A 12,448-nucleotide genomic window follows, 5' to 3' on the forward strand; every position below is an offset into this window, starting at 1 on the left:
AACGGTTAGGAGTAATCATGAAAGTAGCAAAAGACCTGGTGGTCAGCCTGGCATACCAGGTACGTACAGAAGACGGTGTGTTGGTTGATGAGTCTCCGGTGAGCGCACCGTTGGACTATCTGCACGGTCATGGTTCCCTGATTGCCGGTCTGGAAAAAGCACTGGAAGACCATGAAGCGGGTGACAAGTTCGAAGTGAACATCACCGCCAACGACGCTTATGGTCAGTACGATGACAATCTGGTGCAGCGTGTACCGAAAGACGTATTCATGGGCGTTGACGAACTACAGGTAGGCATGCGCTTCCTGGCAGAAACCGATCAGGGTCCGGTTCCGGTTGAAATCACCGAAGTCGAAGACGACCACGTGGTGGTTGACGGTAACCACATGCTGGCGGGTCAGAACCTGAACTTCAATGTTGAAGTTGTGGCGATCCGTGAAGCGACTCCGGAAGAACTGGCTCACGGTCACGTTCACGGTGAGCACGATGAACACCATGACCACGATCATGATCACGACCACGGTAAAGGTGGTTGCGGTACCGGCGGATGTGGCTGCAGCCATTAATCTCCGCAGGATCAAAAAAGGCCACCAGTGATGGTGGCCTTTTTTATTTGCCTGCAGCAGTTATTAATAATGCGGAGGCGGTGTCTCTTCCGATTGTGAAGCAATCATAGACGGGGCCGCAGATTTCAGCTTATCGGTCAACAGACGCATCTGCTCCCGCAGGCGGGCCATCTCCAGCTGATGGTGGATCACCGTTTGGTTTAGCTCTTCAATGGTGTGTTCCTGAAAGGCCAGTCGGCTCTCCAGCATCTCCATTCGCTGTTCAAACAATGATTGTTGCATACTCTTTCCCCTTGTTACCGCGCGAGCCGCTATAATGGCCGGATTGCTCCGATTCTAACGGTAAAGCCCGCAGCGAAACAGGAATATACGCCTTAATTTCATGCGGACAGTTGAAAAAAGAGTTTGGCGTCTGCATTTCAGTGGTGAAACTTTCGGGTGGACAAGCGGTCGGAAGTTAACTTAGTTTTCATTGCGAGATTGTGTAGTTTTCTCGCGCACAGTTATAGTACAGGCCCTGGTCTGTAAACGATTTCCGAGGTGAGAGGCTTCGGTTTTGGAGAAATGGATGAAATCACTGTTTAAAGTCACACTGTTAGCCACCACCATGGCCGTTGCCCTGAATGCACCTCTGGTGATGGCTGCCGGGACCGCACCGGCAGCAGCACCAGCAGCCGCTCCAGCCGAACAGGCTCCGAAGAATGCCGCGTTTAAAACTGAGGACGAACAGTCCGCCTACGCGCTGGGCGCTTCTCTGGGTCGCTACATGGAGAACTCCCTGAAAGAACAGGAAAAACTGGGCATCAAGCTGGACAAACAGCAGCTGATCTCCGGCGTGCAGGATGCGTTCGCTGGTAAGAGCAAACTCTCTGACCAGGAAATCGAACAGACTCTGCAGTCCTTCGAAGGCCGCGTGAAAGGCGCAGCTCAGGCGAAGATGGAAAAAGACTCGAAAGAGAACACCGAAAAAGGTGAAGCTTTCGCGGCTAAATTCGCCAAAGAAAAAGGCGTGAAGAAAACTGAATCCGGCCTGCTTTATCAGGTTGAGAAAGAAGGGACTGGTAGCGCACCCACAGACAGTGACACCGTGGTAGTGAACTACAAAGGCACGCTGATTGACGGTACCGAGTTCGATAACTCTTACACCCGTGGCGAGCCACTGTCCTTCCGCCTTGACGGTGTGATCCCGGGATGGACCGAAGGTCTGAAGCACGTGAAGAAAGGTGGTAAAATCAAGCTGGTCATCCCACCAGCGCTGGCTTACGGCAAAAATGGCGTTCCGGGAATTCCGGCTAACTCCACACTGGTCTTTGATGTTGAACTGCTCGACATCAAACCAGCAGCGAAAGCTGAAGCGGCCCCGTCAGCTCCGGCTCCAGCTGAAGCGCCAGCGACCAAATCTGAATAAGTCTCTCCACCGCCACACTTGTTGTGGCGGTGTTCTTATCTGCCCCTCAATACTCTCCGCTTTTTTTGCTGTGCCCTGCAATTCATAACAAAGGTCAGGACAGGCGTTTCAGATTTTTGCTAAACTAGCCACCGCGCATTTTCTTCAGAACGAGTCTGCCCTGATAGCGTGCGACAGGCTCTTTTCAAGGGTGGTGTCTTAATGTCTGGTTCAATTTTTACCGGTGATGTGGCCGATCTGGAACTCCTGGAACAGCACCCCTTCGGGCAAACCGACTTCGAAATCCTGAAATCCTATGAAGCGGTGGTGGATGGCCTGGCGATGCTGATTGGCTCCCATTGCGAAATCGTTCTTCATTCTCTGGAAGATCTGAAGTGTTCCGCCGTGCGTATTGCTAACGGCGAACATACCGGCCGTAAAATCGGTTCACCTATTACCGATCTCGCTCTGCGCATGCTGCATGATATGAACGGAGCGGACAGCAATGTCTCCAAAGCCTACTTCACCCGCGCCAAAAGCGGTGTTCTGATGAAGTCGGTGACCATCGCTATCCGCAACGGCAATCATCGGGTGATTGGCCTGTTGTGTATCAACATGAACCTCGATGTGCCGTTTTCGCAAATTATGGCGACTTTTATGCCGCCGGAAACGCAGGAAGTTGCCTCTTCGGTTAACTTTGCTTCGTCAGTGGAAGACCTGGTCATGCAGACGCTGGAGTTCACCATTGAGGAAGTCAGCGGCGACCGCAACGTCTCCAACAACGCCAAGAATCGGCAGATTGTGCTCAACCTGTATGAGAAAGGGATCTTTGATATCAAGGATGCCATCAACCAGGTGGCCGATCGCCTGAATATCTCCAAGCACACGGTTTATCTCTATATCCGCCAGTTTAAAAGTGGAGATTTCCAGGGGCAGGATCGCTGATGCGTTACACCTTGCTGGTCACCGGACCGTCATACGGAACTCAGCAGGCCAGCAGCGCCTGGCTGTTTGCACAGGCTTTACTGACGCAGGGGCATACCCTGGAAAGCGTGTTTTTTTATCGCGAAGGGGTGCTTAACGCCAGTGCGCTGAGCTCTCCCGCCAGCGATGAGTTTGATCTGACTCGTGGCTGGCAGCAGCTTCATCAGGAACAGGGCGTGGCGCTGAATATCTGTGTGGCGGCAGCTTTACGCCGTGGGGTGACGGACGAACAGGAAGCGAAGAACCTTGGCCTGCCCGCAGCAAATCTTGCGCAGGGTTTCCAGCTCTCTGGTCTTGGAGCACTGGCTGAAGCAGCACTTAGCTGTGAAAGGATGGTGCAGTTCTGATGAATCGTGTCGCCATTGTTTTTACCCAGTCTCCTCATGGCAGCAGTGCCGGCAGGGAAGGGCTGGATGCCGTGCTGGCCATTTCCGCCTTGAGCGAAGAGATTGCGCTGTTTTTTATCAGCGATGGCGTCTTGCAATTGACTCCCGATCAACAGCCTGAGCAGATACTGGTGCGCAATTATGCCGCCACCTTTGGCGTGCTGCCTCTTTACGATATTGACAAGCTGTACGTCTGCGCTGCGTCGCTGGCTGAACGTGGGCTGGCTGCCGATGGGCAGAAAGTGCTGCCGGTTGAAGTGCTGGAACCTGCCGCGCTCCGTGCAGAGCTTGAAAGTTACGACCGGGTTATCACGTTCTGAGGATATTATGCTGCATACCCTGATTAACTCCCCTTTTAAATGCGATTTCGCTGCGCTGCTGCGTCTGCTGGCAGAAGGGGACGACGTTTTGCTGATGCAGGACGGCGTGCTGGCCGCGCTGCAGGGTAGTCAGGCTCTTGAATCTCTGCTCAACGCCCCCATCTCTCTGTACGTGCTGCAGGAGGATGTTATTGCCCGCGGGCTTTCTGCTCAAATTTCAATCAATGTGGCGACGGTAAGCTATAATGACTTCGTCGCGCTGACGGTAAAAAATTCGCAACAAATGACCTGGTAGAGACGATATCCTGGTTATTTCTTGACACCTTTTCTGCTCAGCCCTAAAATTCCGCGTCCTCGTTATACCATGAGGCGATTTATCACGTGTTTACGAAGCAAAAGCAAATCCCAGGAGCTATTTAATGGCAACAGTTAACCAGCTGGTTCGCAAACCACGCGCACGCAAAGTTGCAAAGAGCAACGTGCCTGCGCTGGAAGCCTGCCCGCAGAAACGTGGTGTATGTACTCGCGTATATACTACTACTCCTAAAAAACCGAACTCCGCACTGCGTAAAGTATGTCGTGTTCGCTTAACCAATGGTTTTGAAGTTACCTCCTACATCGGCGGTGAAGGTCATAACCTGCAGGAACACTCCGTGATCCTGATCCGTGGCGGTCGTGTTAAAGACCTGCCAGGTGTGCGTTACCACACCGTTCGTGGCGCGCTGGACTGCTCAGGTGTTAAAGACCGTAAGCAGTCACGCTCCAAGTACGGCGTGAAGAAGCCAAAGGCTTAATGGTTCTCCGTTAAGTAAGGCCAAACGTTTTATCTTAAATGTCATAATAAACTCGTAGAGTTTTGGACAATCCTGAATTAACAACGGAGTATTTCCATGCCACGTCGTCGCGTAATTGGCCAGCGTAAAATTCTGCCGGATCCTAAGTTCGGATCAGAGCTGCTGGCTAAATTTGTAAACATCCTGATGGTAGACGGTAAAAAATCTACTGCTGAATCAATCGTCTATACCGCGCTTGAGACCCTGGCTCAGCGTTCAGGTAAAAACGAACTGGAAGCATTTGAAGTAGCCCTGGACAACGTCCGCCCAACCGTGGAAGTTAAATCCCGCCGCGTTGGTGGTTCTACTTATCAGGTACCAGTTGAAGTCCGTCCGGTTCGTCGTAATGCTCTGGCAATGCGTTGGATCGTTGAAGCTGCTCGTAAACGCGGTGATAAATCAATGGCTCTGCGCCTGGCGAACGAACTTTCTGATGCTGCAGAGAACAAAGGTACTGCAGTTAAGAAACGTGAAGACGTTCACCGTATGGCCGAAGCCAACAAGGCGTTCGCTCACTACCGCTGGTAACAGCTTCGTAGTTGTTATTAACCCAGCGGGCGTCTAAGTCGACCACTCGCTGGGCTTTACTAACTTAGAACGTCCGAGAATCAGAGGAATCAAATGGCTCGTACAACACCCATTACACGCTACCGTAACATCGGTATCAGTGCACACATCGACGCCGGTAAGACAACTACTACCGAACGTATTCTGTTCTACACCGGTGTAAACCACAAAATCGGTGAAGTTCATGATGGCGCAGCCACCATGGACTGGATGGCGCAGGAGCAGGAGCGTGGTATTACCATTACCTCCGCAGCGACTACCGCTTTCTGGTCTGGTATGGCTAAGCAGTTCGAGCCGCACCGCGTAAACATCATCGACACCCCGGGACACGTTGACTTCACAATCGAAGTAGAACGTTCCATGCGTGTGCTTGACGGCGCAGTAATGGTTTACTGTGCAGTTGGTGGTGTTCAGCCACAGTCTGAGACCGTATGGCGTCAGGCTAACAAATATAAAGTTCCACGCATCGCGTTCGTTAACAAAATGGACCGTATGGGTGCTAACTTCCTGAAAGTTGTCGGCCAGATCGAAACTCGTCTGGGTGCAACTCCGGTTCCTCTGCAGCTGGCTATCGGCGCGGAAGAGAAATTCACCGGCGTTGTTGACCTGATCAAGATGAAAGCGATCAACTGGAACGACGACGACGCAGGCGTGACCTTCGTCTACGAAGAGATCCCAGCTGATATGCAGGAACTGGCAGAAGAATGGCGCCAGAAACTGATCGAAGCCGCAGCTGAAGGTTCTGATGAGCTGATGGAGAAATTCTTTGGTGGCGAAGAGCTGTCTGAAGAAGAGATCAAAGCTTCTCTGCGTAAGCGCGTACTGAATAACGAAATCATCCTGGTAACCTGTGGTTCTGCATTTAAGAACAAAGGTGTCCAGGCGATGCTGGATGCGGTTATCGAATACCTGCCGTCTCCAACTGACGTTACCGCGATCAACGGTATCCTGGATGATGGCAAAGACACTCCGGCCGTTCGTCACTCTGATGATGAAGAGCCGTTTGCAGCGCTGGCGTTCAAAATCGCAACCGACCCGTTTGTGGGTAACCTGACGTTCTTCCGCGTTTACTCCGGTATCGTGAACTCTGGCGACACCGTGTTCAACCCGGTTAAGTCTGCTCGTGAGCGTCTGGGCCGTATCGTACAGATGCACGCCAACAAACGTGAAGAGATCAAAGAAGTTCGCGCAGGTGACATCGCTGCTGCAATCGGTCTGAAAGACGTAACTACTGGTGACACCCTATGTGACCCGGACAACGTCATCATTCTGGAGCGCATGGAGTTCCCTGAGCCAGTAATCTCTATCGCCGTAGAACCAAAAACCAAAGCTGACCAGGAAAAAATGGGTCTGGCTCTGGGCCGTCTGGCTAAAGAAGACCCATCATTCCGCGTATGGACTGATGAGGAAAGCAACCAGACTATCATCGCCGGTATGGGTGAGCTGCACCTCGACATCATCGTTGACCGTATGAAGCGTGAATTCAACGTTGAAGCGAACGTCGGTAAACCTCAGGTTGCTTATCGTGAAGCGATTCGCAGCAAAGTTACCGATATCGAAGGTAAACACGCCAAGCAGTCTGGTGGTCGTGGTCAGTACGGTCATGTCATTATCGATATGTACCCTCTGGAGCCGGGCGTTAACCCGAAAGGTTACGAGTTCGTCAACGACATCAAAGGTGGTGTGATTCCTGGTGAATACATCCCTGCGGTTGATAAAGGTATCCAGGAGCAGCTGAAATCAGGTCCTCTGGCTGGTTATCCAGTAGTTGATCTGGGTGTTCGTCTGCACTTTGGTTCTTACCATGACGTTGACTCCTCTGAGCTGGCGTTTAAACTGGCAGCTTCTATCGCGTTCAAAGACGGCTTTAAGAAAGCAAGCCCAGTTCTGCTTGAGCCGATCATGAAGGTTGAAGTAGAGACTCCGGAAGAGAACACCGGTGACGTTATCGGTGACCTTAGCCGTCGTCGTGGTATGCTCAAAGGACAAGAATCTAACGCTACTGGTGTTCAGATTCACGCTGAAGTTCCGCTGTCTGAAATGTTCGGATATGCAACTCAGCTGCGTTCTCTGACTAAAGGCCGTGCTTCATACTCGATGGAGTTCCTGAAGTATGATGATGCGCCGAACAACGTCGCTCAGGCCGTTATTGAAGCTCGTGGCAAATAAGCTACAGTTTTAAAATATTGATCATATGCTCTCCAGCGTGAGAGCATTAAAGTAAGGAATATCGTCGTGGCTAAAGAGAAATTTGAACGTAACAAACCGCACGTCAACGTTGGTACTATCGGACACGTTGACCACGGTAAAACTACCCTGACTGCTGCTATCACCACCGTTCTGGCTAAAACCTACGGCGGTTCTGCACGTGCTTTCGACCAGATCGATAACGCGCCAGAAGAAAAAGCTCGTGGTATCACCATCAACACTTCACACGTTGAATATGACACCCCAACTCGCCACTATGCGCACGTTGACTGCCCGGGCCACGCCGACTATGTGAAAAACATGATCACCGGTGCTGCTCAGATGGACGGCGCAATCCTGGTTGTTGCTGCAACTGACGGCCCAATGCCTCAGACTCGTGAGCACATCCTGCTGGGTCGTCAGGTTGGCGTTCCTTACATCATCGTGTTCCTGAACAAGTGCGACATGGTTGATGACGAAGAGCTGCTGGAACTGGTAGAAATGGAAGTTCGTGACCTGCTGTCACAGTACGACTTCCCGGGTGACGATACTCCAATCGTTCACGGTTCTGCTCTGAAAGCGCTGGAAGGCGACGCTGAGTGGGAAGCGAAAATCATCGAACTGGCTGGTTACCTGGATAGCTACATCCCAGAGCCAGAGCGTGCGATTGATAAGCCATTCCTGCTGCCAATCGAAGACGTGTTCTCAATCTCTGGCCGTGGTACCGTTGTTACCGGTCGTGTTGAGCGCGGCATCGTGAAAGTGGGTGAAGAAGTTGAAATCGTTGGTATCAAAGATACCGTGAAATCAACCTGTACTGGCGTTGAAATGTTCCGCAAACTGCTGGACGAAGGCCGTGCTGGTGAGAACTGCGGTATCCTGCTGCGCGGTATCAAGCGTGAAGAGATCCAGCGTGGACAGGTTCTGGCTAAGCCAGGCTCAATCAAGCCACACACCAAGTTCGAGTCAGAAGTTTATATTCTGTCTAAAGACGAAGGCGGCCGTCATACTCCGTTCTTCAAAGGCTACCGTCCTCAGTTCTACTTCCGTACTACTGACGTGACCGGTACTATCGAACTGCCAGAAGGCGTTGAGATGGTGATGCCTGGTGATAACATCAAAATGGTTGTTACCCTGATCCACCCAATCGCGATGGACGACGGTCTGCGTTTCGCAATCCGTGAAGGCGGCCGTACTGTTGGTGCGGGCGTTGTTGCTAAAGTTATCGCTTAATTGCCGATGATTTGAAGTGGCGAAGTTCGCTTCGCCACAGCAAAGAAGAAGAGCACTCCGGTGCTCTTTTTTTTCGCCCGGATTTTCGCAAGCAATTGCAGCATGGATTGAAATAAAAACGATTCGCATTTACAATAGCATTCAGAAACTGTACGGGGTGGTATAATGTACGTCTGTTTGTGCAATGCAGTCAGTGATAAAACAATCCGCGAAGTGGTTCGCCGCTATCAGCCAAAATCGATCCAGCATCTGCGTCAGTTGGTGCCCGTTGGCAAACAATGTGGTAAATGTATCCGTGCCGCTCGCGAAATTATGGATCAAGAACTGCAGCACGCTCCGCAGTACAAAGAGATCGCCTGATAATCTCCCTGCTTTTTGTCATGGTTTTTTGACTTCCCTCATTCCGCGTCTACGATCTGAGTAACTGGAAGCGGAGGAAGCAAAATGAAGGGCGATGCAAAAATCATTAATCACTTAAATAAACTACTTGGAAATGAGCTGGTTGCGATTAACCAGTATTTCCTGCATGCGCGAATGTTCAAGAACTGGGGACTGATGCGCCTGAACGATATCGAGTATCACGAATCCATTGATGAAATGAAGCATGCGGACAAATACATTGAACGTATTCTGTTTCTCGAAGGCATACCAAATCTTCAGGATCTGGGCCGGTTGCGGATCGGTGAAGATGTCGAGGAGATGCTGAAATCGGATTTAGTGCTGGAGCTGGAAGGAGCCAAAGATCTGCGTGAGGCTATCGCTTACGCCGATAAGGTTCATGACTACGTCAGCCGGGATATGATGATAGTCATTCTTGAGGATGAAGAGCACCATATCGATTTTCTTGAAACCGAACTCGATCTGATCGGTAAAATTGGTATCCAGAACTACCTGCAGTCGCAAATAAAAGTAGAAGATTAGAAGGCAGTAGCAATGTCGTTGTCCAAATTTACGCCGCTGAAACAGTTACTTCAGCGGCGTTGTCATTTCTGGAGCCGTTAAGCTTCCTTCCCGCCTTTGCCGCATTCCCCTGTTATTCGGATAAACAGGTTGCAATACCAGCACAGGCACGTATAATGCGCGGGCTTGTCAGAAATGACGGCCCGGTTCAATCTGAACCGCAGGCGGGCAATAAGCTCACCTGACAATACTCCCAATCGGGGAGTTATGTGCAGACGATTACACTCCCCCATCAATCGTAATGGGTGCGAGTAGTAATTTTTTTCGTTTATAAATAATTGGAGCTCTGGTCTCATGCAGAACCAAAGAATCCGTATCCGTCTTAAAGCGTTTGATCATCGTCTGATCGATCAATCAACTGCGGAAATCGTTGAGACTGCCAAGCGCACTGGTGCGCAGGTTCGTGGTCCAATCCCGCTGCCGACCCGCAAAGAGCGCTTTACCGTTCTGATCTCTCCGCACGTCAACAAAGACGCGCGCGATCAGTATGAAATTCGCACTCACAAGCGTCTGGTTGACATCGTTGAGCCAACTGAAAAAACGGTTGATGCTCTGATGCGTCTGGATCTGGCTGCAGGTGTTGACGTGCAGATCAGCCTGGGTTAATCAGGTCATTGAGCGATTGAGAGGTTGAAACAATGATTGGTTTAGTCGGTAAAAAAGTGGGCATGACTCGTATCTTCACTGAAGATGGCGTTTCTATCCCAGTAACCGTGATTGAAATTGAAGCAAACCGCGTGACTCAGGTTAAGAGCCTGGAAAACGACGGCTACACTGCTATCCAGGTAACTGCCGGCGCTAAAAAAGCTAACCGCGTCACTAAACCTGAAGCTGGCCATTTTGCTAAAGCTGGTGTTGAAGCTGGCCGTGGTCTGTGGGAATTCCGTACCGCCGAAGGCGAAGAATTCACCGTAGGTCAGAGCATTAACGTTGATATTTTCGCTGAAGTGAAAAAAGTTGACGTTACTGGTACATCTAAAGGTAAAGGTTTTGCCGGTACTGTTAAGCGCTGGAATTTCCGTACTCAGGATGCTACCCACGGTAACTCCTTGTCTCACCGCGTTCCGGGTTCTATCGGTCAGAACCAGACTCCGGGCAAAGTGTTCAAAGGCAAGAAAATGGCAGGCCAGCTGGGTAATGAGCGCGTAACCGTTCAGAGCCTGGACGTAGTACGTGTTGACGCTGAGCGCAACCTGCTGCTGGTTAAAGGTGCAGTTCCCGGTGCTACCGGTAGCGACCTGATCGTTAAACCAGCTGTGAAGGCGTAAGGGGATAGCAATGGAATTAGTATTGAAAGACGCGCAAAGCGCGCTGACTGTTTCCGAAACTACCTTCGGTCGTGATTTCAACGAAGCGCTGGTACATCAGGTTGTTGTTGCTTATGCAGCAGGTGCCCGTCAAGGTACCCGTGCTCAGAAGACCCGTGCTGAAGTTACTGGTTCCGGCAAAAAGCCGTGGCGCCAGAAAGGTACCGGCCGTGCGCGTTCTGGTTCTGTTAAGAGCCCGATCTGGCGTTCCGGTGGCGTGACCTTCGCTGCGAAGCCTCAGGACCACAGTCAAAAAGTAAACAAAAAGATGTACCGCGGCGCGCTGAAAAGCATCCTGTCCGAACTGGTACGTCAAGATCGTCTGATCGTTGTCGAGCAGTTCTCTCTGGAAGCACCTAAAACTAAGCTGCTGGTAGAGAAACTGAAAGACATGGCGCTGGAAGACGTGCTGATCATCACTGGCGAACTGGAAGAGAACCTGTTCCTGGCCGCTCGCAACCTGTACAAGGTTGACGTACGTGATGCAGCGGGTATCGACCCAGTTAGCCTGATCGCCTTCGACAAAGTCGTTATGACTGCTGACGCAGTTAAGCAAGTTGAGGAGATGCTGGCATGATCCGTGAAGAACGTCTGCTGAAAGTACTGCGCGCGCCGCACGTATCTGAAAAAGCGTCTGCTGCGATGGAAAAAACCAATACCATCGTTCTCAAAGTTGCTAAAGACGCGACCAAAGCAGAAATCAAAGCCGCTGTACAGAAGCTTTTCGAAGTGGAAGTAGAGGTCGTTAACACCCTGGTTGTTAAAGGGAAAGTTAAACGTTCCGGTCAGCGTATTGGTCGTCGTAACGACTGGAAAAAAGCTTACGTCACCCTGAAAGAAGGCCAGAATCTGGACTTCGTCGGCGGCGCTGAGTAAGTCGGAGGAGAAGAACAATGGCAGTTGTTAAATGTAAACCGACATCTCCGGGTCGTCGCCATGTAGTTAAAGTGGTAAACGCGGAGCTGCACAAGGGCAAACCATTTGCCCCGCTGGTAGAGAAAAACAGCAAATCCGGTGGCCGTAACAACAATGGTCGTATCACTACCCGTCATATCGGTGGTGGTCACAAGCAGGCTTACCGTATTATTGACTTCAAACGCAATAAAGACGGTATTCCGGCAACCGTTGAACGTCTTGAGTACGATCCGAACCGCTCTGCGAACATCGCACTGGTTCTGTACAAAGACGGCGAGCGCCGTTACATCCTGGCCCCTAAAGGCCTGAAAGCTGGCGACCAGATTCAGTCTGGCGTTGATGCTGCGATCAAAGCAGGTAACACCCTGCCGATGCGTAACATCCCAGTGGGTTCCACTGTGCACAACGTAGAAATGAAACCAGGCAAAGGCGGTCAGATTGCTCGCTCAGCTGGTGCTTACGTGCAGATCGTTGCTCGTGAAGGTTCCTACGTTACCCTGCGTCTGCGTTCAGGTGAAATGCGTAAAGTCGAACTCGACTGCCGCGCGACCCTGGGTGAAGTCGGTAACGCTGAGCACATGCTTCGCGTTCTGGGTAAAGCCGGTGCTGCTCGTTGGCGTGGTGTTCGTCCTACCGTTCGCGGTACTGCGATGAACCCAGTCGACCACCCACACGGTGGTGGTGAAGGTCGTAACTTTGGTAAGCACCCGGTTTCACCGTGGGGCGTTCAGACCAAAGGTAAGAAGACCCGCAGCAACAAGCGTACTGATAAATTTATCGTACGTCGCCGTAGCAAATAATTT

Annotated in this window: 18 protein-coding genes; 17 read left to right on the forward strand and 1 reads right to left on the reverse strand. The window is 51.2% G+C overall.

What is annotated here, in order from left to right; all coding sequences use genetic code 11:
- The first annotated feature begins 17 nt into the window (after positions 1-17).
- Positions 18-566 (forward strand): peptidylprolyl isomerase, encoded by a 549-nt coding sequence (gene slyD / locus AC3Y5R_RS11090; RefSeq protein WP_489921383.1) that lies wholly within the window; start codon positions 18-20, stop codon positions 564-566.
- 63 nt (positions 567-629) lie between these two features.
- On the opposite strand, the gene AC3Y5R_RS11095 is transcribed toward slyD, so the two are convergent.
- Positions 630-848 carry a protein SlyX gene (locus AC3Y5R_RS11095; protein WP_158780869.1) on the reverse strand — a complete coding sequence of 73 codons (219 nt, stop codon included), beginning with the start codon at positions 846-848 and terminating at the stop codon, positions 630-632.
- A 286-nt stretch (positions 849-1,134) separates the two neighbouring features.
- Between AC3Y5R_RS11095 and fkpA the strand changes: the two genes are divergently transcribed.
- The 16 genes from fkpA to rplB all read left to right on the forward strand — a co-directional run bounded on the left by fkpA (position 1,135) and on the right by rplB (position 12,445).
- A complete protein-coding gene (fkpA, locus tag AC3Y5R_RS11100) occupies positions 1,135-1,974 on the forward strand; it encodes an FKBP-type peptidyl-prolyl cis-trans isomerase (protein ID WP_489921384.1) in 840 nt (279 codons plus the stop codon).
- 201 nt (positions 1,975-2,175) lie between these two features.
- The gene (locus AC3Y5R_RS11105) at positions 2,176-2,898 is read left to right on the forward strand and encodes a helix-turn-helix transcriptional regulator (RefSeq protein WP_158780866.1); all 723 of its coding nucleotides are present in this window, start codon (positions 2,176-2,178) and stop codon (positions 2,896-2,898) included.
- Positions 2,898-3,284, forward strand: coding sequence for a sulfurtransferase complex subunit TusD (gene tusD / locus AC3Y5R_RS11110; protein WP_489921385.1), 387 nt, complete (start codon positions 2,898-2,900; stop codon positions 3,282-3,284). The genes AC3Y5R_RS11105 and tusD overlap by 1 nt, the downstream gene beginning before the upstream one ends.
- Complete coding sequence (gene tusC / locus AC3Y5R_RS11115; RefSeq protein WP_489921386.1) at positions 3,284-3,643, forward strand: sulfurtransferase complex subunit TusC; 360 nt, start codon at positions 3,284-3,286, stop codon at positions 3,641-3,643. Before tusD ends, tusC begins: the two co-directional genes overlap by 1 nt.
- Before the next feature lie 7 nt (positions 3,644-3,650).
- Positions 3,651-3,938 carry a sulfurtransferase complex subunit TusB gene (tusB, locus tag AC3Y5R_RS11120; RefSeq protein ID WP_489921387.1) on the forward strand — a complete coding sequence of 96 codons (288 nt, stop codon included), beginning with the start codon at positions 3,651-3,653 and terminating at the stop codon, positions 3,936-3,938.
- 124 nt (positions 3,939-4,062) lie between these two features.
- A complete protein-coding gene (gene rpsL, locus AC3Y5R_RS11125) occupies positions 4,063-4,437 on the forward strand; it encodes a 30S ribosomal protein S12 (RefSeq protein WP_013204141.1) in 375 nt (124 codons plus the stop codon).
- Between the two features lie 96 nt (positions 4,438-4,533).
- Positions 4,534-5,004, forward strand: coding sequence for a 30S ribosomal protein S7 (gene rpsG / locus AC3Y5R_RS11130; protein ID WP_008457106.1), 471 nt, complete (start codon positions 4,534-4,536; stop codon positions 5,002-5,004).
- Between the two features lie 93 nt (positions 5,005-5,097).
- Positions 5,098-7,212, forward strand: coding sequence for an elongation factor G (fusA, locus tag AC3Y5R_RS11135; protein ID WP_158780855.1), 2,115 nt, complete (start codon positions 5,098-5,100; stop codon positions 7,210-7,212).
- Positions 7,213-7,278: 66 nt separating this feature from the next.
- Entirely contained in the window at positions 7,279-8,463 is a 1,185-nt protein-coding gene (gene tuf / locus AC3Y5R_RS11140) for an elongation factor Tu (protein WP_489921388.1), read from the forward strand.
- A 165-nt stretch (positions 8,464-8,628) separates the two neighbouring features.
- Complete coding sequence (bfd, locus tag AC3Y5R_RS11145; RefSeq protein WP_489921389.1) at positions 8,629-8,823, forward strand: bacterioferritin-associated ferredoxin; 195 nt, start codon at positions 8,629-8,631, stop codon at positions 8,821-8,823.
- An 84-nt stretch (positions 8,824-8,907) separates the two neighbouring features.
- Positions 8,908-9,384 carry a bacterioferritin gene (gene bfr, locus AC3Y5R_RS11150; protein ID WP_158782208.1) on the forward strand — a complete coding sequence of 159 codons (477 nt, stop codon included), beginning with the start codon at positions 8,908-8,910 and terminating at the stop codon, positions 9,382-9,384.
- Between the two features lie 333 nt (positions 9,385-9,717).
- A complete protein-coding gene (gene rpsJ, locus AC3Y5R_RS11155) occupies positions 9,718-10,029 on the forward strand; it encodes a 30S ribosomal protein S10 (RefSeq protein WP_001181005.1) in 312 nt (103 codons plus the stop codon).
- Between the two features lie 32 nt (positions 10,030-10,061).
- A complete protein-coding gene (gene rplC / locus AC3Y5R_RS11160) occupies positions 10,062-10,691 on the forward strand; it encodes a 50S ribosomal protein L3 (protein ID WP_158782207.1) in 630 nt (209 codons plus the stop codon).
- Positions 10,692-10,701: 10 nt separating this feature from the next.
- On the forward strand, positions 10,702-11,307 hold the full coding sequence (gene rplD / locus AC3Y5R_RS11165) for a 50S ribosomal protein L4 (protein ID WP_034899616.1): 606 nt from the start codon (positions 10,702-10,704) through the stop codon (positions 11,305-11,307).
- Complete coding sequence (gene rplW / locus AC3Y5R_RS11170) at positions 11,304-11,606, forward strand: 50S ribosomal protein L23 (protein WP_105595770.1); 303 nt, start codon at positions 11,304-11,306, stop codon at positions 11,604-11,606. The genes rplD and rplW overlap by 4 nt, the downstream gene beginning before the upstream one ends.
- A gap of 17 nt (positions 11,607-11,623) precedes the next feature.
- On the forward strand, positions 11,624-12,445 hold the full coding sequence (gene rplB / locus AC3Y5R_RS11175) for a 50S ribosomal protein L2 (protein ID WP_158782206.1): 822 nt from the start codon (positions 11,624-11,626) through the stop codon (positions 12,443-12,445).
- The last annotated feature ends 3 nt before the right edge of the window (positions 12,446-12,448 follow it).

The sequence above is a fragment of the Erwinia sp. 009765445 genome (assembly GCF_058137865.1).